This is a genomic window from Bradyrhizobium sp. AZCC 2176, assembly GCF_036924645.1.
GTDB lineage: Bacteria > Pseudomonadota > Alphaproteobacteria > Rhizobiales > Xanthobacteraceae > Bradyrhizobium.
The window spans coordinates 3,361,227-3,384,994 of the sequence record NZ_JAZHRX010000001.1; the positions used below are offsets into that span (position 1 = coordinate 3,361,227).

The window sequence follows — 23,768 nt, forward strand, 5'->3', positions numbered from 1 at the left end:
CTTGCGAAACTGCAAGGAACCCCTAGCTGTGCAGCCATGGAGGACTGGAACGAACCCCAACTCGTGTTGGCGATGCATCGGGCAGGCAGCCTCACCGGCGCCGCCAAAGCGCTTGATATCGATCACTCGACCGCGTTCCGGCGCCTGAATGCGCTGGAAGCGCGGCTTGGTGTTCGCCTGTTCGAACGGCTTCCCGGCGGCGCATACCAGGCGACACCGGAGGGCGAGCGGATGGCGACGGCGGCCGAGCGGATGGAAGATGAGGCGCTCGCCATCGACCGCGACATTGCCGGCCGCGATCACCGTCTCTCCGGCCGCCTGCGCGTCACCTCGTCGGAGACGCTGGCATATAGAAAGCTCACCAGCCATCTTGCCGCGTTCCGGCGAACCCATCCCGGCATCGTCGTTGAACTCGTAATCGACAACCGCGTGCTCAACCTCTCGCGACGGGAGGCGGACATCGCGCTTCGTCCCATGCGGCCGAAGGAGGGTGATCTCTGGGGTCGCAAGCTCGCCGACGTCGCATGGACCGTCTATGGCGCTGCTGGCCATATCGAGAAGAGCGGCGGAGCCGTTTCATCCCCGGAAGACCTCGGCCGTCATGCCCTGATCGGATGGGAAGAAACGGCGGCCGGCATCATGGCTGCCGATTGGCTAAATCGAATGGCGCCAGATGGCGCCTTCGTCTACCGGACCAACAGTCTCGTCAATCAGTTCAGCGCCGCGAAAGCCGGCATCGGTCTTGCGCTGCTTCCCTGCTATCTCGGTGACGAAGATTCCGATCTCGCCCGCGCGCTGCCGAACCCGGTGCCGGATCTGGCTGGTGAACTCTGGATCGTGACACACGCTGACCTGAAACGGACCGCGCGGGTCCGCGCCTTCTTCGATCTCGTCGGGGAGGGCCTTGCGCGCGAGCACAATTTGTTTGAGGGGCGAGGCCGATCCCGCCCTTCCGTCTAGATCTTCTCCAGCTTCTGCAGGCAGCGGCTCACCCGAACCTCCGGCGGCATCGGCGTATCCGGAAAGCTGGTCTTCCAGTCGGTGACGCCGACTTCACCGACATAGATGTCGCCCCTGGAATCCATCGCGATGCCGTGCGGCGCGAGGAATTTTCCCGCCTCCAGCCCAGGGCCGTTCTCGCCGCCGAGGCGGGCAATCCGTTTGCCTTTTGAATCGACGATCGAGAGCCGCGGGCCCAGATTGGGCACCTTGCGGTTGACCGCCATGCCGGGACCGAGCTCGCCAATGATGAAATTCGGCTGCTTACCGCCGCAGCAACATAGCGCGCAGGGCCGGTGCAGAAAGTTCCACTGCGTCTCGTATTTGCCATTGCCGTCGAACACCTGGACGCGGTGGTTCTCGCGGTCGGCGACATAGACCCAGCCGTCGGCATCGGTCGCGATGTTGTGGACGATGTTGAACTGGCCGGGATCGGTGCCGGGCTCGCCCCAGGTCTTCAGCAGCTTTCCATCCGGCGAATATTTATGGACGCAGGCATTGCCGTAGCCGTCCGAGACGTAGATATCGCCCTTCGGCGACAGCGCCGTATGGGTGCAGCGGTGGAACGGCTCACCGCTCATGAACGGCGCGGGCTTGTTCGGGATGCCGATCGTCAGCAGCACCTTGCCGTCGGTCGTGCATTTGCGGACGGTGTGGTCGCCGTCATCCGTGCAATAGAGATGGTCGTCGGCGTCGATGTGCAGTCCATGCGCACGATTGAACAGGCCTTCGCCCCAGCTCGTGATGAAATTGCCTTCGCGGTCCAGCACCACCATCGGATGGGCGCCGCGGTTGAAGACATAGATTCGGTCCTTGCTGTCGACCGCGACGGAAGCGGCGTCGGTCAGGCTCCAGCCGTCCGGCAGCTTCGCCCAATTCTCCACCACGCGATAATGGTGTTCGCCCGAGCCGAGAATAGCCGGCATGTGTTTCTCCCGGTCTGATGTTTGTTGGCGGGAGTGTTGCAGAGACCTGTCCGAAGCACGAGGGGAATTTGCGCATGGCACGTCTCTTCCAGACTTAGCTCCCGATATCCTCCGCCGCGATGATCCGCTGGCGAAGCGCCAGGCGCACCAATTCGATGTCGGAGCCGACGCCGAGCTTGGCGCGGATCTGATAGCGGGTGTTGGCCGCGGTCTTGACGCTGATATGCAGCGTGTTTGCGATCTCATCCACGGATTTCTCCGCCAGCAGCATGCGCAGGATCTCGAATTCCCGTGGGCTCAGAGCGTCGATCGCCGAAGGCTCGCCGGCGAGGCTGTTGATGGCGAGTTCGTGATCGATGTCGGGGCTGAGCGCGATGCGTCCGGCCATGACCTCGGCGATCGCGCGCAATAGCGCCTCGGGCGGATTGCTTTTGGTGACAAAGCCGCGTGCGCCGGCCTTGATCGCCTGCACCGCGTAGGTGGCGCTCTGGTGCATCGTGAAGACGAGGATGCGCGCTGACTTGTCCCATTGCCGGATACGCCTGATAGCCTCGACCCCGCCAATTCCCGGCATCGACAGGTCCATGATGACGAGGTCGGGCCTGGCTTCCTTGTAGACGCGATAGGCGTCGGCACCGTTGTCGGCTTCGGCGACGACCTGAAGGCGATCCTGCTTCTGCAACAGCGAGCGATAGCCCTCGCGCACGATGGCATGGTCGTCCGCCAGCATCACGCGCGTGCGGCCTGCGGTGTCCGCCAGGTCCAAGGCTGCCATGTCTAAGGCTCCGCTCGCATGGGAATGCGTGCGACAAGCCGGGCGCCGCCGGCCTGGCGCCGCTCGAATTGCAGGGTCCCGCCGAGCGAAACCACGCGCTCCTGCATGCCGAGCAGTCCCATGCCGGCTTTCGGTGTAAGGCCGGCGCCGGCCGCTTCGCCGTCGTCCTCGACGGTCAGGACGATATCGGCGTCGCCGGCCTCGAGCCGCAACTGCACGTGCCGGGCGTGCGCGTGCTTTGCCGCATTGGTGATCGCCTCCTGCGCGATCCGATAAAGACTGGCGCTGACGCCGGGCGGCAAATCGTCGGCCTCGCCAATGACGGCAATCTCAAACCGGGTGCGGCCTTTTTCGAAGCCGTTCCAGCTCGCCACCAGGCTTTCGAGGCTGAGGGTGAGGCCGAGTTCCTCGACATCGGGCGGACGCAGGCGCACCAGCGCGCCGCGCAGGGTTTCCATCATATGCGCCGTCGTGCGCGAGATGCCCCGACATTCCTCGTACAGCGGCGGGCATTCGCGCTCCGCGGTATGGGCGGCGGCTGCGGCCTGCGCCGCGATGGCGGAAAGCGACTGGCCGAATTCGTCGTGCAACTCGCGTGCAAGATGGCGCCGCTCCTCGTCCTGTACTTCGATCAGCTTTCGCGTCAGGGCGTTGCGTTCGGCAAGCGTGGTCTGCAGCCGTTCTGCAAGCTTGTTGAAGACACCGGAGATGACAGACAATTCCGCGAGATCAAAACGCGGCAGGCGTGCGGAAAGATCGTTCGCGGCCAGTCGCCGCAGTCCTGCGTCGATTGCCTGGGTCGGGCGCAGCGCACGCGCCAGCGCGGCATAGACCGCAACACAAAGCCCTGCCAGCGCGAAAGCCATGATGGAGAGCAGCCGGCTCGCCTCGCGCCAGCTCTGGCCGATCTGCGTGGCGGGGTCGAAGGTCGCAACCGCCGTGCCCCGGGCACTGCCGGCCACGAGGACCGGCATCGAGACCGGTTCACCCGGACGAAAGACGGCGCGGTAGAGCGACGCGAAGATCTCGGGCGCGGCCATTTCGTCGGCGGGCGCTCCGCTGCAGACCCCTTGCCGAAACGCGCCGGTGTTGTCGCGGTAGGCGATGCAGAGCCCCGACTCCATCAGCTCCGCGATGCCCTGCAAATCCGGCGTCGCGGCGATGGACACGGAGAGCCATTGCGCCTGCGATTGCCGCAACGAGATATCCCGCGCCACGATCTCGGCGATACGGCTCGCCTTGGCCTTCGCAACCCGGTCGCTGTCAAACAAGGCATAGGCCGCGACGGCAATGAAGCAAACCGCCGCGAGCGCCGCAACGCGCAACGCCAGCCGCAGCTTCAGATCGATGGCGGGCGCCGGGTCCGCCATGGAGTTGGATGCCTGTCGCAAGCTTCCTCCCCACGCTTCCTTCCATCAGTTTCGAATATAGAGGCAAATTTCGGCGGGAAGGAAGCGGGGCAAGAGAGACAGGACAAGATCGGGTATTTCACCCGGCCGATCCGGGGAAAGCTGCCGTTTCGGAAAACCAGCCGATCGGGCGAACTTGCGACCGGGTTGGCAGTTCTGAGGTGATCCATGCGTACCATCGCCCTTATCCTCGCGCCGGCAATCGTGCTTGCAGCGCTCGCAGCGGCTGGGGCTGCCGAGACGTCCGCGCCGTCTCCGATCAAAATGGCCGTGTTTCCGTTCGAACTGGAGGATTTCAGCGCCGGGGCCGCCTATATCCCTGCTGATGACTTCGACCGTGAGCAATTGCGGCTTTCGACGGAGGAAGCCCGTCGGCTGATCGTGGCATCCGGGCGCTACCAACTGGTCGACATCAGCGCTGCGAACGACCAGGCCGCGAAAGCCGGCAAGTTGCGGGATTGCGACGGCTGCGAAGCCGAGATCGCCGCCGGCCACGGCGCAGACCAATCGATGATCGGGATCGTCTCGCGCATCACCCGAACGGAATACGCGGTCACCTACCGGATTCGCGACGCCAGATCCGGCGCGATCGTCGCGGTCGCGCAGACCGACCTCCGCATGGGCGCCAACGTGGCCTGGAGCCGCGGGGCGCGGTGGCTGATCGAGAACCGTCTGCTGGCGCAGGCGCAGGACAAGCCACCCGTCTTCGCGGTCGCCGGAATCGAATATATTGACACCTCGGGCGAGGTTATCGATCAAAGCGCCGACCATGCGCGGCGCCTGCGCGCTTTCGAAGCCTCGCTGCGGACCGATCTGGCGGCGGGCGGAAAGCTGCGAAGTGCCGACCTCGACTGCCCGCCAAACGCCTGTTCGGTCGGCGACATCGATGTCGGTCAGTTGCTCGGCAAGGCGCAGGCGGCCGGCGTCGACTTTCTCCTGATCGGCAGCGTTCACAAGATGAGCACGCTGGTGCAATGGGCGAAATTCGACATCATCGATGTGAAGGCGCGGAAGGTGGTGTTCGATCGCCTCGTCACCTTCCGCGGCGACAATGACGAGGCGTGGCGCCGCGCGGAAGACTTCATCGTCCGGCAAATCAGGGATCGCGAGGCGGATCTCATGCGCCCCGTGGCAGCAGCCCTTCCTCGATCGCCTTGATCTGCAGCGCTAAGTGCTTTGAGCCGATCCGGCATTGCGCGAGGCCGCCGGCGATCAGCCAGAGGCCGGGCTGGCCGGTGCGCGTGTACATGTTGCGCAGCTCCTGCTCCTCGCCGAAGCCCCAGATGGTGCCAACGCGTTTCGCTACCGTCTCGCCGAACAGCTTGCGCACCAGCTCTTCCTGGCGCTTGTAGCCGGTCGCCAGCACGACGAGATCGGCGGCAACAGTCTCGCCGCTGTTCATTCTCGCACCATCGCTGACGAACGTGTCGAGATCGGCGAATTGCCTCAGCGCGATGTCGCCTTTGACGATCAGGTCAGAGCATCCGACGTTGAAATAATAGCCGCCGCCGCGGGTGAGGTATTTGAACTGCCAGCCGGTATTGTCCTCGCCGAAATCGAGCTTGAAGCCGACGCGCTCCAGGCCGTCGAGCAGTTCCTGATCCAGCGCCTTGGATTTTTCCGCTGTCAGCGCATGGCTCCTGCGCGCCAGCTTGAGCGGCATCGAGGTTGCGATCAGGTCGTTATCCTCGAGGGTGCCCTCGTTGTAGGGCGCGTAGACCAGTTGCGCCGATGGCTCGATGCTGACGACCAGCGTGGAAGAGCGCTGGAACAGCGTGACCTCGGCGCCGCTCGAATGCAAATCCTGCGCTATGTCGTGGCCGCTGTTGCCAGTGCCGACCACGATCGCGCGCTTGCCCTTCCAGTTCTCGCCATCGTCATACTGGCTGGAATGCATCACCTTGCCGGCGAAATCTTTCAGGCCGGGAATTACTGGCACGCTCGGAATGCCGCTGACGCCGGTCGCCAGCACCACATGGCGCGGCTGCATGGTGCGTTTGGATCCGTCGGCGCGACGCAGCGTCACCGTCCAGCGGTCTTCTTTCTCATCATAGCTGCCGCCCCCGAATTCGGTCTCGGTCCAGAAATTCAGCTCCATGGCCTCGACATAGGCCTCGAACCAGTTGGCGAGCTTGTCCTTCGGGATATAGGTCGGCCAGTTCGGCGGGAAATGCAGGTAGGGCAGGTGGTTGACCTGCACCTGGTTGTGCAGCGTCAGCGCGTGATAGCGCTTGCGCCAGTTGTCGCCGATGCGCTTTTCGCGATCGACGATCAGCGTATCGACATTCAACTGCTTCAGCCGCGCGGCGATCGAAAGCCCGGATTGGCCGCCGCCGATGACGAGGACGGTTGGATCGCGATCGGCATAGCCAGCCGAAGCGTTGCGCAGGTCGAGCCAGTTGGGGCCACGAAAGTCTCGCGAGTACGCGTTGCCGCGAGGCCGATTGACGCCGAGCTGTTCTTCAAAACCTTTGAGTTCGCCGAGCTCGGTCAGCAGCGTCCAGGCCTTGAGCCGGTTGCCGTCGTCCGCATCCGGAATCAGGCGGATGACGCCGTTGCCGCGGCCGACCTTGGTCTCGAACCTGAAGATGGCCTCGATCGCGCTGGTGCCGGCGCGCATCACCTTGCGGGGCGCGGCGCGACCGGGGGCAATGGCGAAGCCGCTCGGCCCCGCACTGCGGGCCAGCGGCGGCAGCGCCTTCAGGATGGCGTCCCTGCCGTTGAGGGTCTGGAGGTTCCAGCTCAGCGCCAGCACGTCACGCCAATAGCTGTCGGGATGAAACAGCGTCTTCAGCAGGCCATCGTCGGGTTTTCCGAGCGCTTCCTCGAACTGCGCAAGCCAAGTGTCGGCGGCAACCGAACTGTCGTCCGTCCTGTCGAGCATGGGCCTTTCCCATCACCAGCCGTCTTCGCGGCGTTTCCCAGTCCTGCGAGCCTATACCCATTCGGGACGGCGCAGAATGGGCGTGAGGAGATATCGGTCATGCGCCGCTACAGCGACAGGATGAGCCCCTGATCCGGCGGCACGCGGCCGTTGAGAGTGTCGAGATAGGCGCGTTGAACTGCGCCGGGGCCATGGGCCCCGATGACCGTCACCCATCGATCCAGCATCGGGACGAAGGTGGACCACGCCGCGCCGAACCGCATGTCGACGCCGCCCGGTCCCCATTCCCTGGCGCGCGTGCGGATATGGTCCGGCGCGAAGAAAAATTGGGGCTTGGCGCCCGGCAGCGCCTGCGCCGGTTCATCAGGCGATGACTTGCGATGCGTGAGCCCGATGATTCCGCTATATTTCATTTGCTCGCCGAAGTGCCGGTGCAGCAACGCGCGTAACGGGCTGTTGCCCGCCATATCGACATACGCGACCGCGGAATTCGCCGACAGCGCGCTTACGTTGTCATAGGGTCACGACCTCGTCGTAGCAGCCCAGCGAATTGACGAAGCCGGTGTTGCCCGCTGACGTCAGCCCGATCACCTTGATGCCGTTGGCTCTGGCATGCAGTAGATGCGCGAGACCGTAGGCCGTCTTGCTTGAAGCCGAGGAGAGCATCACGCTTTTCGCGCCATAAAATTCGTTCTCGGCGAGAAAGTCGTCAACCAGGAACGACAGCATGAACAAGGGGCGCAGCAGCGCCTGATAGTCGCCCTGCTTACCGGCAAACGCCGGATCGCCGCCGACGCGCGCATAGGCGTTGTAGACCGGCGCCACGCCTTGCCGGTGCGCGGCGGCGTCGCGCAGGCCGCGCTTAGAGACGTCGGCCGCTTCGATGACAAGATGCGTCGCCATCGGGAAGTAGCCGAACAGCGTCTCGCCGGCGGCAATCCCGGGATGCTTCGAGGCAATCACCTCGCCAAATCCCCACACCGGAACGTTGCCGAAACCTGCGGGCGCCGGGAATAGGTGCCAATACTTCAGATGATCGCCGAGCACGGCGTAAGTAATGTTGTTGGCGGTGAAGGCGAAGCGCGTGATCTTCACCAGCAGCGCTTCATCGGGCAAGGCCGCCGCATCGGGCAGTTGCGTTTCGATCACCTTGCATTGCTGCAGATCGTTGCGGGCAACGACGAAGTCGGTGGATTGCATTGTTTCGATCCCTGCTTCTCAGATGCAGCAATCTTTGCGCCGTCCGATGACCGTTTTGCAACAGCAATGACGTTTAAAACGCTGTTCGATTTGGATGGCAGAATGCTTCCTCGTCATCGCGAGGAGCGAAGCGACGAAGCAATCCATCTATCCCCGCGCTGAGAGATGGATTGCTTCGCTTCGCTCGCAATGACGCGGAGGGTGCGGAAGGTGATCCCTCACGCCATCGCGCGCAGTTTACCCTCGGCATGCAGATCGCGAAGCTTGCGCTTGAAGATCTTGCCCGTCGCCTCGCGCGGCATCGCGTCCATGAACTGGATGTCCTTTGGCACCTTGAAGTTGGCGAGACGTCCGCGCAAGAACTCCTGCACCGCGGCCGGTGACAGTGCGGCATCCGCCTCCGGCTCGATGCAGGCGAACAGCCGCTCACCGAACTCGTCGTCGGGCACGCCGAACACCGCGCAGTCACGCACGCCGTCCATGCCGATCAGCGCGTTCTCGATCTCCGCCGGGTAGATGTTGACGCCGCCCGAGATTACCATGTCGCGCTTGCGGTCGCACAGGAACAGGTAGCCGTCTTCGTCCAGGTAGCCGACATCGCCGACACTGACGAGGCCGTCGCGGCCGGCTTCAGCCCGCGCCTCGGCCTTGCCGTGATAGTCGAAATCCGGCACCGACATCTGCCGCATGAAGATCTCGCCGGGTTCGCTGACGCCGCACTGCGAACCGTCCGGCCGGAAGATTTTGACGACACCGCCTTCGATGGCGCGGCCGACGGTGCCGGGTTTTGCCAGCGCCTCGTTGGCCGAGTGCCACACCGGAATCCCGGTTTCGGTCGAGCCAAAATATTCGTTGATGACCGGTCCCCACCATTCGATCATGGCGCGCTTGACCTGCGGCGGGCAGGGCGCCGCGCCGTGCACGATGAAGCGCAGCGACGACAGATCGTAGCGCCGCTTCACCTCATCAGGCAGCCGCAGCAGGCGGACGAACATGGTCGGCACCATGTGCATGTGGGTCACACGGTGGCGCTCGATCAGTTGCAGCATGTCCTCGGGATCGAAGCGCGGTTCGAGCACGATTCTGCAAGCACTGCGGAACGCCAGCATGCCGTACGAGTTCGGCGCCGAATGATACATCGGCCCGTTCATCAGGATCACCTGATCCTCGTTCGGCTTCACGCCATAGGCGATGCCGCCGACGCGCACCGAGGCCGCGGCCTGTTCCGGCGTCATCGGCTTGCGGCGCACGCCCTTGGGCAAGCCGGTCGTTCCCGACGTGTAGAACATTGGCGCGCTGCCGATCGCGGCTTCCTGCAACGGTGCATGCGTGTCGCGCCAGCGCTCCCAGTCGGTCATGCCATCGGGGACTTGCGTCAGCGCGGGCGCAACGTTGAACGCGGCGGCGATTTCCGGCGGCGTGGGCACCACCAGTAGCCGCACATCGCCGGGCAGGCCATGGTTGATCTGCGGCAGCAGGTCGGCGTGGCAGACCAGTATTTTGGCGCCGCTGTCGGCGAGGATATAGGCGACTTCGTCGGCCTTCAGATGCCAGTTGATCGGCACCACCGGGCTGCCCAGTGCGGCCGCGCCGCCTGAGACTTCGAAGAACGCAAAATCGTTGCGCAGCATCATGCCGACTGGCGTTCCACCACGGATGCCGAGCGCCCTGAAGCCCGCCGCCGCCCGCGCGATGCGGGCGTGGATATCGGGATAGCTGATCTGGCGTTCGCCGCCGATGATCGATGTCATTTTTCCTCTCGGTCGTCCAGAATTTCACCGAATCCGACCCAACTCTTGCCGTCGAAGCGACGCAGCCTCAATTGCTGGAACGGCAGATAGTCGTCGGCATCGGTCGATACCGTGATGCCCGGCAGCAACAGCGGCAACGGCACCTCGCGCAGCGACGCCGCCTGTTTCATGATGTTCTCGCGGCTGAGATCGCCCTTGCAGGCCATCAGAACCTTCACCATGAGGTTGGCGTAATGATAGCCGGCAGCGTAGTTCGAATTGGTCAGATCCGCATTCGGCAGATATTGCTTCATGAAGGCGAAATATTCCTTCACGCCGGGGTCATTGGCCCATTGCGCGTCCAGCGTGTCCTTCACGTTGCTGGATGAGATCAGGCCGACGGCGTTCTCCAGGCCGGCCGGTTCCAGGAACGAGATCGATGACGCCGAGGTCGGCACAAAGAACAGGTCAGGCTTCCAGTTGATCTCGGCCACGCCCTTGATCATCTGCGAGGTGAATTTGCCGAGCACGACGCCGAACATCACGTTGGCGCCGGAGGCCTTCAGCGTCGCAAGCTGCGAACTGACGGTCGGCGCGCTGGTCTCGTAGGTTGCTTCCGACACGATCATGGTCGCGGCCTTGTCTCCCAGGCCGCGCTTGAAGCCGGCGACGTAATCACGGCCGAAATCGTCGTTTTGCGAAAGGATGGCGATTTTGGCGTCAGGCTTGGTCCGCAGGATATGCTTGGCATAGACGACGCCCTCGGACTGGTAGGCCGCCATTCCCGGCATGGTCCAGCGGAAATTCTTCGGGTCGGCCCATTTGGTCGCGCCGCTCAGCACGAAGAGCTGCGGCACCTTCTTGCCGTTGAGGTAGCGATGCACCGCGTTGTTGGTGGCGGTCCCGAGCGAACCGAACATCAGCAGCACTTCCTCCTGTTCGACGAGTTTTCGGGTCTGCTCGACCGTCTTGGGCGGCGAGTAGGCGTCGTCGAGGCTGATGAACTTGATCTTGCGGCCGTTGATGCCGCCCTCAGTGTTGATCTTCTCGAAATAGGCCTCCTGCGCCCGGCCGATGATGCCGAAGCCGGATGCCGGGCCGCTGTAGGGCAGCGTCTGGCCGATGCGGATCTCGTCCTTGTCGCCCTCGGCGAGAGCGGCAGTACTTGCCAACAACGCGAATGCGATCGTCAATAAAGGTCGCGACACTCTCATTGTTTCCGTCCCTCCGTTTTGTTTTATTCGATTGGCTGTTGGAAACCGTCGCGTCTTAGGCGCGCGCTCGGTTGAGAAAGTCACTGCGAGCCTCGGTGAATTCGGACTTCAACCGCTCGACCAGTTCGGCGACCGGCGGCGCATCCGCAATCTGGCCGATGCCCTGGCCGGAGCCCCAGATGTCGCGCCACGCCTTGGCCTTGGTATTGCCGCCGGAGCCGAAATTCATCTTCGACTTGTCGCTTTGCGGCAGATTGGCGGGATCGAGGCCAGCGGCCACGATCGAGGGGCCGAGATAATTGCCGTGCACGCCGGTGAACAGGTTGGAATAGACGATGTCCTCGGCCGCATGTTTAGTCAGCGCGGCCTTGTAGGCCGCATCGGCGTTGGCTTCCGCGGTCGCAATGAAGCGCGTGCCCATGTAGGCCATGTCGGCGCCGAGCGCGAGCGCCGATGCAATGCTCCAGCCATCGGAAATCGCGCCCGACAGCAGGACTGTCCCCTTGAACCATTGCTTCACCTCGCGCAGCAGCGCGAACGGCGACAGCGTGCCGGCATGTCCGCCGGCGCCGGCGCAAACCAGAATGAGGCCGTCGACGCCGTGCTCGGCGGCTTTCCGCGCATGCTTGACGTTGATCACGTCATGGAAAACCACGCCGCCATAGGAATGCGCGGCCTCGACGATTTCGATCGGCGGCCGCAGCGAGGTGATGATGATCGGAACCTGGTGCTTCACGCAGGTCTCCATATCCTTCATCAGCCGGTCGTTGGAAGCGTGGCAGATCTGGTTGACCGCATAGGGCGCGACCTTCTTCTCCGGATGCAACGCCTTGTACTCGCCAAGCTCGCTCTCGATTCGGCTCAGCCACTCGTCGAGTTTCTCCACGGGACGGGCGTTCAGCGCCGGGAACGAGCCGACGATGCCGGCCTTGCACTGGGCGATCACGAGTTCCGGACCGGAGACGATGAACAGCGGCGAGCCGACCACCGGCAGTTCGAGCGAATCGGCAAGCGAAGCGGGCAACGGCATTCGGTTTCCTCCCTTGATCGCGCAAGGCCGGTAACGTCCGGAGCGCGTCTGTTGCTGTTGATTTGCGAGCGTCGGGCCGGGCGAAGCCGCTGGCCCTGCACTTATTGCCGTTCATTATAGGACTGGACGGGAGGCCTCGGCCGTTCAATATTGAACAGGAAACTCGTCAGGAATGAACAGAGCTGCGGCGGCGCGGCGGAGGAGCCGATGGACTGGGACCTGTGCAAGACCTTTGTCGCGGTGGCCGAGACCCGCAGCTTCGCCGCCGCCGCGCGGCGCTTGCGCTCCAGCCATCCGACGGTCGGCCGCAAGGTCGCCGAGCTGGAGGGCCAGCTCGGCATTCCGCTGTTCGCGCGATCCAACGACGGCCTGTCGCTGACCGCGCAGGGCCGGAAATTTCACGAGCATGTCGAGGCGATGGCGGCGGCGGCGTTGCGCGCCGAAGCGGCGGTTTCGGCGACCGGCGCGCAGGCGAGGGGCGTTGTGAAACTGTCGATTGGTTCGACGCTTGCCTCGCACTGGCTGATGCCGCGGCTCGGTCCGTTCCTGCGCGCGCATGACCATATCCAGCTTGAGATCATCACCCATCCCTATCCGGCCAGCGTGCGCCGCCGCGAGGCCGATGTCGTGCTGCGCCCGGTCGATAGCGGCGAGGAGAATTTGATCGGGCGCAAAGTCGGCCGGCTCGGCACCGGCTTCTACGCCTCGCGGGATTACGCCGCGCGGCGGCGGCTCCCCGAACGGCGCGACGAATGGAAGGGGCACAGCGTCATCGGCTTCGCCGACCGATTGTCGAACGAGCGTCTGGCGCGCTGGAGCGATGCGATCACGCGGCAGGGCTCGATGGTGATGCGTTGCTCGTCGCAAGGCGACATGCTCGCCGCGGCGCGCGCGGGCCTTGGGATTTCAACGCTGTCGTGCTTTGTCGCGGCCGCCTATCCGGATCTCGTCCGCGTCGCCCCACAGAAGCTCGCCAGCGTGGCCGACCTCTGGCTGCTCGCGCATCCCGATCTGGTCGAACTCCCCGCGGTACGCGCCGTGATCGATTTCGTCACGGCTTCCGCGCGCGAGGATCGGGTACGACTGCGGGGATGAGTTTGTCGGGAAGCACGCCCTCGCGCTTTTTCAGCACCCGATAATAGCTCCACCACAGATGCGCCGCCGCGCCGCGCAGCGGGCGCCACGGCTCTGCCAGTGGTGCCATCTGCTTGGCGTTAGGGCGGGTCTGCAGGCCAAGCCCGATCTTGATCGCTTCCTGTATGGCGATGTCGCCCGCCGGCCAGGCGTCGCCATGGCCGAGGCAGAACAGCAGGTAGACGTCGGCGGTCCACGGGCCGATGCCGTGCAGCGCCGTCAGCGTGTGGTGCGCGGCGTCGGCGTCTTCTTCCGCCAGCACGTCGAGGTTCAGCCGTTCCGCGGCCAGTTCGCGGGCGATATTTTTCAGCGTCTTGATCTTGGCGGCCGAAAGCCCCAGCCGGCCGAGGCGGTCGGCGCGGGCCTTGCGGATGACCTCGTGATCGAACGGATCGAACGCCGCCGTCAGCCGCGCCCAGATCGCGCCGGCACTCGCGGTCGATAGTTGCTGGCCGCATACGATCGCCGCCAGCCCGGCGAAGCCCGGCTCGCGCTGCCGTAGCGCCGGCATGCCCGTCATCTCGAGGATGGGTTTCAGCCGCACGTCCTGCTTGACCAGTGCGAGGACGGCGTCTTCGAGGTCGGACTGGCTGTTGAGGTGGATGGTCATTTACGGAATGTTATCGACTCACTGGATCGTCATCGCGGGCTTGATCCGCGCATCCATCTTATATCGTAAAAGGCTCTTGCACGATGGATTGCCGGGTCCCGGCTACACCAAGGCTTCGCCGGGCGCCCCAGTGTTAGGCCGGCGAAGCTTCAGCGAAGACGGCAAGCCCGGCAATGACGAGTGTTTGGAGGATCATGCCACCCGTTTTCCGATTTGCCCCGAGCCCGAACGGCTACCTCCATCTCGGCCACGCCTATTCGGCGCTGCTGAATTTCGACTTGGCGCGTCGGGCCGGCGGAAGATTCCTGCTGCGGATCGAGGACATCGATGCGACGCGCTGCCGGCCGGAATTCGAGGCGGCGATCTACGAAGACCTCGCCTGGCTGGGGATATCCTGGGAAACGCCGGTGCGGCGGCAATCGGAACATTTTGCGCGCTATCGGGAGACGGTCGAAGCATTGTCGGCGCAAGGCCTGATCTATCCGAGCTTCGAGAGCCGTGCTGAAATCGCCCGTCTCGTGGCGCAACGCGAAGCCGGCGCGCCCTGGCCGCGCGATCCCGACGGGGCGCCGCTCTATCCGGGCGCCGCGAAGTCGCTGTCGGCGGACCAACGCAGCCGGCTGATCGCGCAAGGCGCACCTTATGCGCTGCGGCTCGACATGGCGGCGGCGCTTGGACGCGCGAATCAACTCACGAATCAACTCATCTGGACCGAGCATGGCGAAGGTCCTGACGGTGAGACCGGCGTCGTGCGCGCGCACCCGGAAGACTGGGGCGATGTCGTTCTCGCGCGCAAGGAGACGCCGACCAGCTATCATCTGTCCGTGGTGATCGACGACGCGTTGCAGGGCGTGACCGACGTGGTGCGCGGCAGGGACCTGTTCTGGTCGACGAGCGTGCACCTCTTGTTGCAGCACTTGCTCGGTATCCCGCAACCGGTTTATCAGCATCACCGGCTCATCAAAGATGCGTCGGGACACAAGCTCTCGAAATCGACGCAAGCCACGGCCTTGCGCGAATTGCGTGGGCAGAGTGTCTCACCCGCCGATATTCGCAGCCTCGTCGGTCTGCCCGACCACTCGCGTAATACTACTGGGGGTTGTTGAAAACGTCTCCGTGACACTGGCCGTCATCGCGTGTCATGCTGGTCGCGGCAGAGGAAGGGGGACCATGACGGCAAAGCGGCGCTCACGGCGCATCACACGGCCAGTCAAGAAGCGGCGAGCGAAAAAGCGCGTATCCAGCGCCGCGCCAAAGGCGCGCGGTGCGCGCAAGTCCGCCGTCGCCGCCACCGGCATGGTCGAGACCGCGCTGGCGGCCTTTGCGCATGAGGTCCGTACCCCGCTCACCGGCATTCTGGCGATCAGCAATCTGCTCGCGACCTCGGAGCTCGATGAGCGCGAACGGCGCTGGGTCGACACCATCAAGGCGGGCGCGGAGCATCTGGCGAGCCTTGCGACCCTGTTCGTCGATGCGGCGCGCAGCGGCGGTCCCGGGCTCGAGGTGCGGCAGGATTTTTTCGACCTTCGCACGCTCGCGCGCAATGCTGGCGATTCGCTGAGCGGCCGCGCGGCGGCCAAGGGGCTGCAATCCTCGGTCGTTATTTCCGAAAAACTGCCGGGATTTGCGATCGGCGATCCCGTTCGTCTGCGCGCCGCGGTAGAGAACCTGATCGACAATGCAGTGAAATTCACCGAACAGGGCAGCGTTGCGCTGCAGGTCACGGCCGCGCGCCGCCCGAAAGGCAGGATCGCCGTCGGATTCGTGGTCTCCGACAGCGGGATTGGCCTGACGCTGAGCGAGGTCAAGCGCCTGTTCCGGCCTTTCTCGCAGGCCAATGTCTCCATCGCATCGCGCTTCGGCGGCGCCGGGCTCGGATTGTCGTCAGTCAAGCAATTGGCGCGCGCGATGGGCGGCGACATCACCGTGACTCAACGCCGCGGCGGCGGCACCATCTTTACCCTCAATGTCGTGATGTCACCGGCAAATGACGCGGTGACGGCAGCGTCCGGCACCGATGGCGAGGTGTCGATCAGTTCCCAGCGGTCGTTGCGCCTACTCAGTGTCGAGGACAATCCGTTCGGCCGCGTCGTGCTCAACGCGATCCTGACCGAGCTCGGTCATCAGGCCGAGTTCATCGGCCAGGGCGAGGCGGCGCCCGAGCGGCTTGCGCAAGGCGCATTCAATGCGGTGCTGATGGATATGGTCTTGCCGGGAATCAACGGCATCGAAGCGATCCGGCGCATTCGCGCGCTTCAGGCGCCGCTCGGGGGTATTCCGATCATCGGCATCTCCGGCCGCAGCGAGGACGAAGCGGCGGCGCGCGCCGCCGGCGCTGATATCTTTCTGGTCAAGCCTGTGTCTCCGCGCGCTCTCGCGACTGCGCTGCATGAAGCGACATCCCCTTCGGCAACTGCGACTTCATGATGGCCGCATTCAATTCGCCGCCGTAAACGAAAATCGCGGAAATGAAATACAGAAACACCAGCGCGATGATGACCGAGGCAAGCCCCGCATACATCGTCACGTAATTACTGGCGAAGCGCGCCAGATACTGACCGAAAACCACGCCAGAGATCAGCGATGCCACCATCGTAAAGACGATGCCCGGCAGGATCTGCAGGAAACTCCGCCGGCCGCAAGGCAGCCAGGCATGCAGCACGAACAGCGCCACCGTCATCGCCGTGATCGTGATACCGTAGCGGGCGAAAGTGAGCATGCTTTCATTGTTCTCGACGAAGAACGGAATATGGCGGCGTGCCGTTTCGAGGATCAGCGGGCCGAGCACGATCAGGAACGCCATCAAGAGCGACGTAACGGCGGCGACCAGCGTATAGCCGATCGATTCCAGCCGCAGCCAGTACCACGCCCGCGGCTCGACCACCGAATAGGCGCGGTTCAGCGCGACCCGCAGCGCCTCGACGCCGTTGGAGGCGAAATACACCGCGAGCACCGCGCCGACGGTCAGGATGTCGCCGCGCGTCGTAGTCAGCACATCGTGGATTTCGTCTGCCAGCGCGTCCGCGACCTGCTGCGGCCAGGTCTGCAGCAGCAGTCCTACGGCGCCGTCGGCGAGCTCCTTGGAGCCGAAAAAGCCGGCCAGCGACGTCAGCACGATCAGGAACGGGAACAGCGCCATCAGCGTCGACAGCGCGATATGGCTTGCGATCGCCCAGCCGTCATCGGCAAGGAACGTATAAAACGCCTCCATCACGACGAGGTAGACGAAGCGAATGAACCTCACATCTTACCCCGATCTGGCTACGAAGGTCCCGGTCGTAAGTTTGTGCTAGCATCTGATATTATTGGCCTAAAAGCCAGATCGTCGAGCGGCCGCACAAGGCGTTGTGCGAGGGATTGTGAACGTGTGGAAGTCGGCGCTTCGCAGTGTTATGTAGCGACGATGGCATCCTTTCTGAGTTCGATCGTCCTCCCGATCGCGGTTGCGGCCGTGGCTATCGTGCTGCTGCTCGGCCTCGTCAACATGATGCGCGGCGGCTCGCCGAGCCGCTCGCAGAACCTGATGCGGCTTCGGGTGTTGCTGCAGTTCATCGCCATCGTCATCACCATGGTCGCGGTCTGGGCGATGGGCAAATAGGGCAGGAAAGGGGAAGCGCCAATGGTCGTGCTCAACCGCATCTATACGAAGACCGGCGACGACGGCACCACGGCGCTCGGCAGCGGCGAACGCCGGCCGAAATATGATCTGCGCATCGCGGCCTACGGCACGGTGGACGAGACCAACGCCGCCATCGGCGTGGTGCGGCTGCACCTCGGCGAGGCGCGCGAGCTTGATGCGATGTTGGGCCGGATCCAGAACGACCTGTTCGATCTCGGCGCCGACCTCGCAGTGCCTCAGCGCGACGGCAAGGCGGAGCGTCTGCGGATGCTGGCAAGCCAGGTCGAACGGCTCGAGCGCGACATCGACAGCTTGAACGAGCATCTCGCGCCCCTGACCTCCTTTGTCCTGCCGGGCGGCACCCCCGCTGCCGGATATCTGCATCTCGCCCGCACCATATGCCGCAGGGCGGAACGGATCATTGTGGAACTCGCCGCCAATCCTGAGGAGCCGGTCAGCGAGGCTGCCATTCACTATATGAACCGCCTGTCGGATTTTCTGTTCGTCGCCAGCCGCGCCATGAACGATAATGGGGCCGGAGACGTGTTGTGGGTGCCCGGTCAGAACCGTTAAGGTAGGCCTGTCCGGGGGCTGATTTTTGGCTTTCGCGCGTTGACCGCCGATAGCGGGACCTTTAGGTTCCGCGCCCAAGCCATAACAAGCCAATCAAACCCCAGAATTCAAGCGAAAGAGGATCGATGAAGGTTCTTGTGCCGGTAAAGCGGGTGGTCGACTTCAACGTCAAGGTCCGCGTCAAGAGCGACGGAACGGGCGTGGAACTGGCCAACGTGAAGATGTCGATGAATCCGTTCGACGAAATCGCCGTCGAGGAAGCGCTGCGGCTGAAGGAAGCCGGCAAGGCGACCGAAGTGGTGGTGGTATCGATCGGCCCGGCGCAGGCCTCGGAGACGATCCGGACCGGTCTTGCCATGGGCGCCGACCGCGGCATCCTCGTCAAGGCCGAAGGTAATGTGGAGCCGTTGGCGGTCGCCAAGATTCTGAAAGCCGTCGCGGAAGCGGAAAAGCCCGGGCTCGTCATTCTCGGCAAGCAGGCGATCGACGACGACTCGAACCAGACCGGCCAGATGCTGGCGGCCCTGCTCGGATGGTCGCAGGCGACCTTTGCCTCCAAGCTCGAAGTTGATGGCGCCGACTTCAACGTCACGCGCGAGGTCGACGGCGGCCTGCAGACCGTGAAGCTGAAGGGACCGGCGATCGTCACCACCGACCTGCGGCTGAACGAGCCGCGCTACGCGTCGCTGCCCAACATCATGAAGGCGAAGAAGAAGCCGATCGACGACAAGAGCGCGTCCGATTACGGCGTCGATCTCACGCCGCATCTCGAAGTGCTCAAGACCGCGGAACCGCCCGGCCGCAAGGGCGGCGTCAAGGTCAAGGACGTCGCTGAGCTGGTAACGAAACTCAAGACCGAAGCCGGGGTTCTCTGATGACGACGCTACTGATTGCCGAACACGACAATGCGTCGATCAAGGACGCCACCAACAAGGCGCTGACGGCAGCCGCAGCGCTTGGCGCAGACGTGCACGTGCTGGTCGCCGGCGAGAACGCCAAGACGGCGGCCGATACCGCAGCCAAGCTTGCCGGCGTCAAGAAGGTGCTGCTCGCCGACAACGCCGCCTATGCCCACGATCTCGCCGAGCCGCTGGCCGCGCTGATCGTGTCGCTAGCGCCTTCCTACGACGCCTTCGTCGCACCCGCGACCTCGCGTTTCAAGAACGTGATGCCGCGCGTCGCAGCGCTGCTCGACGTGATGCAGGTTTCGGAGATCATCAAGGTGGTGTCGCCGGATACCTTCGAGCGGCCGATCTATGCCGGCAACGCGATCCAGACGGTGAAGTCGAAGGACGCCAAGAAGGTCATCACGGTGCGGACCTCGACCTTTGCCGCGGCCGGCGACGGCGGCAGCGCGCCGGTCGAAAACGCCGCTGCGGCGGCCGATCCGGGCCTCTCCAGCTTCGTCGGCGAGGAGGTTGCGAAAAGCGACCGTCCGGAACTGACCTCGGCCAAGATCATCGTTTCCGGCGGCCGCGCCATGCAGAGCCGCGAGAATTTTGCCAAATATATCGAGCCGCTCGCCGACAAGCTCGGCGCTGGCGTCGGCGCTTCGCGCGCCGCCGTCGATGCCGGCTATGCGCCCAACGACTGGCAGGTCGGCCAGACCGGCAAGGTGGTCGCTCCGGAACTATATGTCGCGATCGGCATCTCCGGCGCGATCCAGCATCTCGCCGGCATGAAGGATTCCAAGGTAATCGTTGCGATCAACAAGGATGAAGACGCGCCGATCTTCCAGGTTGCCGATTATGGCCTGGTCGCGGACCTCTATCAGGCGGTTCCTGAGCTGACCGAAGCGCTCGGCAAGCTCGGAAAGTAACCACAGCGATAAACGACGGCCGGATGCGCAACATCCGGCCGGTGTTTTATGCTAGAGCGTTTTCAAGCGAAGTGGATTTTGGCCTTCGCGTGAAGAAAACGTGCCAAAGACCAGGACCAGGGGATGAACAGGCGCGATGTGCGCGCCGTTCCGGTGGATGACAAGATGGCGGTGACAATCAAGAAGGTCGGCGTGATCGGCTCGGGCCAGATGGGCAACGGCATTGCGCATGTGGCGGCGCTCGCCGGCTTCGACGTGGTGCTCAACGATGTGTCCGATGAACGGCTGAAGTCGGCGATGGCGACCATCAACGGCCATCTGTCGCGTCAGGTCGCGAAGAAGGCCATCACCGAGGACGACCGCAAGCAGGCGCTGGTGCGGATCACTTCCACCGAGACGTTGGATGGCTTGGCGGACTGCGATCTCGTGATCGAGACCGCGGTCGAGAAGGAAGAGGTCAAGCGCAAGATCTTTCACGAGCTCTGCGCGGTGCTGAAGCCGGAAGCGATCATCGCTACCAACTCCTCGTCGATCTCGATCACGCGGCTCGCCGCCTCGACCGACCGCCCCGAGCACTTCATCGGCATTCATTTCATGAATCCGGTGCCGGCGATGGAACTGGTCGAACTGATCCGCGGCATCGCCACCGACGATTCCACCTTCGAAACGGCAAAGGAATTTGTCGGCAGAGTAGGCAAGCAGATCGCGGTATCGGAGGATTTCCCGGCCTTCATCGTCAACCGCATCCTGCTGCCGATGATCAACGAGGCGATCTACACGCTCTATGAGGGCGTCGGGAACGTCGAGGCGATCGACGCCGCCATGAAGCTCGGCGCGCATCACCCGATGGGGCCTTTGGAACTCGCCGATTTCATCGGGCTGGATACCTGTCTGTCGATCATGCAGGTGCTGCACGAGGGGCTGGCGGATTCGAAATACCGGCCGTGCCCGCTGCTGGTGAAATATGTCGAGGCCGGCTGGCTCGGTCGCAAGACGCAGCGCGGCTTCTACGATTACCGCGGCGACAAGCCAGTCCCGACGCGCTGATTTCCCGTCATTGCCGGGCATAGCCGTCTGAAGGACGGCGTCGCTTCCGCTCGCCTATGACCCGGCAATCCGTCGTTTTTGAAAACGCTCCTTGGGAAGCGCGATGGATGCGCGGGTCAAGCCCGCCCATGACTCCGAGGGTTGCGGCCTCGGTTTTTTCCCGTTTCCGGCTTATCTCCAGAATTCGTTAACCGGTGCCCGGATAGGGTGCCCTCAAGTGTTGGGAGTGCGGCGTATGGATATGATGGCTATGGTTTCGAGCATGCTGGCGATGCAGGCGGCGGGCACGCAGCAGCAGATCCAGACCTCGATCATCAAGCAGAACGCGGATGCGGAGAAGGCCGCGGTTCAGACCCTGCTGGGCACGCCCTCGACGGCCAATCTCGCTCCCGGCATCGGCGGCAATCTCAATATTGCGGCCTGAAATTATCGTCCGGTAGCGTGGGCAAAGGCGCACTTGCGCCGTGCCCACCATCGCAGACGTTTACGCGGCTCAGTGGGCACAATTTCCTAGGACCCCGCTTTCACCGGCTGCATGGCGGCCTTGATCAGTTTGATGGCGTCGTCGCTGGCCCATTCGGCGGGCCCGGCAAGGTTGGCGATTTCGCAGCCCTGGGCGTCGACCAGCACCGAGGTCGGCATGCCCAAAGCCTTGCCTATCCCCTTAAGATCCTGAAAAACCTTGGCCTTTGCGTCGGCGAAATAGCTGAGCCTGGTCAGATTGGCCTCTTTCAGGAAGTTTCGGGGCTTATCGGGGTCGCGGGTGTCGATATTGATGGCGACCACCTCGAAATCCTTGCCCCCGAGCGAGCTTGGTCTGCAGGCTGTCGAGCGCCGGCATCTCTTTACGACAGGGGACGCACCAGGTGGCCCACAGGTTCACCAGCACGGTCTTGCCGCGCCATTCCGACAGCTTTCGCGGCTTGCCCTCGGCGTCCTCGAAGGCGAGATCGGGCAGCCGCAGCGGGGTCGTCGCCATGGTCAGCGCGGCCACCTCGCCATGCGCCAGCGGTCCGATCTTGCGGGCCAGTTCGACGGCGCCCGCACAGGAGGGATCGCCGCCGGCGCCGCGCCTGAAGCCGCCGAACCCGTAAAACGCGCCCAATCCGATCACGCCCACAGCCGCCACTGCACCGATGGCGAGCGGGGTCCGGCGTCTCGTGGCCGGGCGGGACGGGGGCATTTCGGGCATATCGTTTGTCATCCTGTATCAGATACGGCTATGCAGGGCGCATGTTACGGTCGAGTTACGGCCGAAACCGGCACGGCGTTTCGCAGCCGGTTCGACGATATAGATGGCAGGGCCTGAGAAGTCATGAGCAACAAGATGTGGGGCGGCCGGTTCACCGAGCGTCCCGATGCGATCATGGAGGAAATCAACGTCTCGATCGACGTCGACCGTCACCTCTATGCCCAGGACATCGCCGCGTCCAAGGCCCACGCGGCGATGCTGGCCGCGCAAGGCATTATCACTGCGAGTGATGCGAAAAATGTCGCCAAGGGTCTAGACACGATTTTGTCAGAAATCGGCAAGGGCTCCTTCGATTTCAAGCGCGCGCTCGAGGACATCCATATGAATGTCGAGAGCCGGCTTGCCGAATTGATCGGGCCCGCCGCCGGACGGCTGCACACCGCGCGCTCCCGCAATGACCAGGTGGCGACCGATTTCCGGCTCTATGTCCGCGACACCATCGACGAGACCGATGCGGCGCTGGCTGCCTTCCAGCACGCGTTGGCCAGCCGCGCACTGGAACACGCCGCGACCGTGATGCCGGGCTTTACCCATCTGCAGACCGCACAGCCGGTGACCTTCGGGCATCATCTGCTCGCCTATGTCGAGATGGCCGCGCGCGACCGTGGCCGCTTTGCCGATGCGCGCAAGCGCTTGAACGAATCGCCGCTTGGGGCTGCGGCGCTGGCCGGAACCTCGTTTCCGATCGACCGCACGGCGACCGCCAGGGCGCTCGGCTTCGACCGCCCGATGGCCAATTCTCTGGATGCGGTCTCGGACCGCGACTTCGTGCTCGAAACCCTGTCGGCTGCCTCGATCGCGGCCGTGCACATGTCGCGGTTTGCCGAGGAAATCGTGATCTGGACCTCGCCGCTGGTCGGCCTAGTGCGGCTCTCCGACAAGTTCACCACCGGCTCCTCGATCATGCCGCAGAAGCGCAATCCGGACGCGGCCGAACTGGTGCGCGCCAAGACCGGCCGGGTGATCGGCGCGCTCAACGGTCTCCTGATCGTGATGAAGGGGCTGCCGCTCGCCTATCAAAAGGACATGCAGGAGGACAAGCAGGGCGCGATGGAAGCGTTTTCCGCGCTCTCGCTCGCGATTCGCGCGATGACCGGCATGGTCATCGATCTCGTCCCCGACGAGAACAGGATGAAGGCCGCCGCCGGCGAGGGCTATGCCACTGCCACCGATCTGGCCGACTGGCTGGTGCGGACGCTGAAAATGCCGTTCCGCGATGCGCATCACGTCACCGGGCGCATCGTTGGTCTCGCCTCGAAGCAGGGCGTGGCGCTGCATGAACTGCCGCTCAAGGCGATGCAGGAGGTCGAGCCGAAGATTTCGGCCGATGCCCTGCGCGTGCTGTCGGTGGAGGCCTCGGTCAAGAGCCGGACCAGCTATGGCGGCACCGCGCCGAAGAACGTGCTCATCCAGGCCAAAGCCTGGCTGAAGCGGCTGGAAAAAGAGCAAAAATTGGGCTGAGGAAAAAATTTCGCTGCAATCTCTTAGGTTTTTCTTGGGTTTCCGTGGCCCATCGGCACTCGCCAGGCTGCGGTAATCTTTGTATG

At 63.8% G+C, this 23,768-nt stretch carries 21 protein-coding genes and 2 pseudogenes; 12 read left to right on the plus strand and 11 right to left on the minus strand.

The window, feature by feature from the left end; all coding sequences use genetic code 11:
* The first annotated feature begins 36 nt into the window (after positions 1-36).
* On the plus strand, positions 37-960 hold the full coding sequence (locus tag V1288_RS15595) for a LysR family transcriptional regulator (RefSeq protein WP_334357879.1): 924 nt from the start codon (positions 37-39) through the stop codon (positions 958-960).
* On the opposite strand, the gene V1288_RS15600 is transcribed toward V1288_RS15595, so the two are convergent.
* The 3 genes from V1288_RS15600 to V1288_RS15610 all read right to left on the minus strand — a co-directional run bounded on the left by V1288_RS15600 (position 957) and on the right by V1288_RS15610 (position 4,070).
* A complete protein-coding gene (locus tag V1288_RS15600) occupies positions 957-1,925 on the minus strand; it encodes a peptidyl-alpha-hydroxyglycine alpha-amidating lyase family protein (protein WP_334357880.1) in 969 nt (322 codons plus the stop codon). The genes V1288_RS15595 and V1288_RS15600 overlap by 4 nt on opposite strands.
* Positions 1,926-2,019: 94 nt before the next feature.
* Positions 2,020-2,700, minus strand: a complete 681-nt coding sequence (locus V1288_RS15605; protein WP_334357881.1) for a response regulator transcription factor — start codon at positions 2,698-2,700, stop codon at positions 2,020-2,022.
* 2 nt (positions 2,701-2,702) lie between these two features.
* Complete coding sequence (locus V1288_RS15610) at positions 2,703-4,070, minus strand: histidine kinase (RefSeq protein ID WP_442894026.1); 1,368 nt, start codon at positions 4,068-4,070, stop codon at positions 2,703-2,705.
* Positions 4,071-4,277: 207 nt separating this feature from the next.
* On the opposite strand from V1288_RS15610, the gene V1288_RS15615 reads away from it, so the two are divergent.
* Positions 4,278-5,267 carry a DUF2380 domain-containing protein gene (locus V1288_RS15615; RefSeq protein ID WP_334357883.1) on the plus strand — a complete coding sequence of 330 codons (990 nt, stop codon included), beginning with the start codon at positions 4,278-4,280 and terminating at the stop codon, positions 5,265-5,267.
* Here V1288_RS15615 and V1288_RS15620 read toward each other — a convergent pair.
* From V1288_RS15620 to V1288_RS15640, 5 genes and pseudogenes are all read right to left on the minus strand, one after another.
* Positions 5,227-6,993, minus strand: coding sequence for a flavin-containing monooxygenase (locus V1288_RS15620; RefSeq protein ID WP_334357884.1), 1,767 nt, complete (start codon positions 6,991-6,993; stop codon positions 5,227-5,229). The two genes, V1288_RS15615 and V1288_RS15620, sit on opposite strands and share 41 nt — an antisense overlap.
* A 107-nt stretch (positions 6,994-7,100) precedes the next feature.
* A pseudogene (locus V1288_RS15625) lies at positions 7,101-8,193 on the minus strand (DUF2855 family protein).
* A 218-nt stretch (positions 8,194-8,411) separates the two neighbouring features.
* The gene (locus V1288_RS15630) at positions 8,412-9,944 is read right to left on the minus strand and encodes an acyl-CoA synthetase (protein ID WP_334357885.1); all 1,533 of its coding nucleotides are present in this window, start codon (positions 9,942-9,944) and stop codon (positions 8,412-8,414) included.
* Complete coding sequence (locus V1288_RS15635) at positions 9,941-11,137, minus strand: ABC transporter substrate-binding protein (protein ID WP_334357886.1); 1,197 nt, start codon at positions 11,135-11,137, stop codon at positions 9,941-9,943. The genes V1288_RS15630 and V1288_RS15635 overlap by 4 nt, the downstream gene beginning before the upstream one ends.
* Positions 11,138-11,192: 55 nt before the next feature.
* On the minus strand, positions 11,193-12,167 hold the full coding sequence (locus tag V1288_RS15640) for an NAD(P)H-dependent flavin oxidoreductase (protein ID WP_334357887.1): 975 nt from the start codon (positions 12,165-12,167) through the stop codon (positions 11,193-11,195).
* Positions 12,168-12,374: 207 nt separating this feature from the next.
* Here V1288_RS15640 and V1288_RS15645 point away from each other — a divergent pair, with 207 nt between their 5' ends.
* Complete coding sequence (locus V1288_RS15645) at positions 12,375-13,262, plus strand: LysR family transcriptional regulator (RefSeq protein ID WP_334357888.1); 888 nt, start codon at positions 12,375-12,377, stop codon at positions 13,260-13,262.
* On the opposite strand, the gene V1288_RS15650 is transcribed toward V1288_RS15645, so the two are convergent.
* Positions 13,219-13,911, minus strand: a complete 693-nt coding sequence (locus V1288_RS15650; RefSeq protein WP_334357889.1) for a DNA-3-methyladenine glycosylase family protein — start codon at positions 13,909-13,911, stop codon at positions 13,219-13,221. The two genes, V1288_RS15645 and V1288_RS15650, sit on opposite strands and share 44 nt — an antisense overlap.
* A gap of 194 nt (positions 13,912-14,105) precedes the next feature.
* Between V1288_RS15650 and gluQRS the strand changes: the two genes are divergently transcribed.
* A complete protein-coding gene (gene gluQRS, locus V1288_RS15655; RefSeq protein ID WP_334357890.1) occupies positions 14,106-15,017 on the plus strand; it encodes a tRNA glutamyl-Q(34) synthetase GluQRS in 912 nt (303 codons plus the stop codon).
* A gap of 64 nt (positions 15,018-15,081) precedes the next feature.
* On the plus strand, positions 15,082-16,338 hold the full coding sequence (locus V1288_RS15660; protein ID WP_442893955.1) for an ATP-binding protein: 1,257 nt from the start codon (positions 15,082-15,084) through the stop codon (positions 16,336-16,338).
* Here V1288_RS15660 and V1288_RS15665 read toward each other — a convergent pair.
* On the minus strand, positions 16,262-17,122 hold the full coding sequence (locus tag V1288_RS15665) for a YihY/virulence factor BrkB family protein (RefSeq protein ID WP_442894027.1): 861 nt from the start codon (positions 17,120-17,122) through the stop codon (positions 16,262-16,264). The genes V1288_RS15660 and V1288_RS15665 overlap by 77 nt on opposite strands.
* Positions 17,123-17,314: 192 nt before the next feature.
* Here V1288_RS15665 and V1288_RS15670 point away from each other — a divergent pair, with 192 nt between their 5' ends.
* The 6 genes from V1288_RS15670 to V1288_RS15695 all read left to right on the plus strand — a co-directional run bounded on the left by V1288_RS15670 (position 17,315) and on the right by V1288_RS15695 (position 21,393).
* The gene (locus V1288_RS15670) at positions 17,315-17,509 is read left to right on the plus strand and encodes a twin transmembrane helix small protein (RefSeq protein WP_334357892.1); all 195 of its coding nucleotides are present in this window, start codon (positions 17,315-17,317) and stop codon (positions 17,507-17,509) included.
* A 21-nt stretch (positions 17,510-17,530) separates the two neighbouring features.
* The gene (locus V1288_RS15675) at positions 17,531-18,103 is read left to right on the plus strand and encodes a cob(I)yrinic acid a,c-diamide adenosyltransferase (protein WP_334357893.1); all 573 of its coding nucleotides are present in this window, start codon (positions 17,531-17,533) and stop codon (positions 18,101-18,103) included.
* Positions 18,104-18,228: 125 nt separating this feature from the next.
* Positions 18,229-18,978 (plus strand): electron transfer flavoprotein subunit beta/FixA family protein, encoded by a 750-nt coding sequence (locus tag V1288_RS15680; protein WP_334357894.1) that lies wholly within the window; start codon positions 18,229-18,231, stop codon positions 18,976-18,978.
* Complete coding sequence (locus V1288_RS15685; protein WP_334357895.1) at positions 18,978-19,922, plus strand: electron transfer flavoprotein subunit alpha/FixB family protein; 945 nt, start codon at positions 18,978-18,980, stop codon at positions 19,920-19,922. Before V1288_RS15680 ends, V1288_RS15685 begins: the two co-directional genes overlap by 1 nt.
* A gap of 165 nt (positions 19,923-20,087) precedes the next feature.
* Positions 20,088-20,969, plus strand: a complete 882-nt coding sequence (locus tag V1288_RS15690) for a 3-hydroxybutyryl-CoA dehydrogenase (RefSeq protein WP_334361317.1) — start codon at positions 20,088-20,090, stop codon at positions 20,967-20,969.
* 235 nt (positions 20,970-21,204) lie between these two features.
* Entirely contained in the window at positions 21,205-21,393 is a 189-nt protein-coding gene (locus V1288_RS15695; RefSeq protein WP_334357896.1) for a putative motility protein, read from the plus strand.
* An 86-nt stretch (positions 21,394-21,479) separates the two neighbouring features.
* Here V1288_RS15695 and tlpA read toward each other — a convergent pair.
* Positions 21,480-22,173 (minus strand): annotated as a pseudogene (gene tlpA / locus V1288_RS15700) (thiol:disulfide interchange protein TlpA).
* 111 nt (positions 22,174-22,284) lie between these two features.
* Between tlpA and argH the strand changes: the two are divergent.
* Positions 22,285-23,682 (plus strand): argininosuccinate lyase, encoded by a 1,398-nt coding sequence (argH, locus tag V1288_RS15705; RefSeq protein WP_334357897.1) that lies wholly within the window; start codon positions 22,285-22,287, stop codon positions 23,680-23,682.
* Positions 23,683-23,768: the final 86 nt, after the last annotated feature.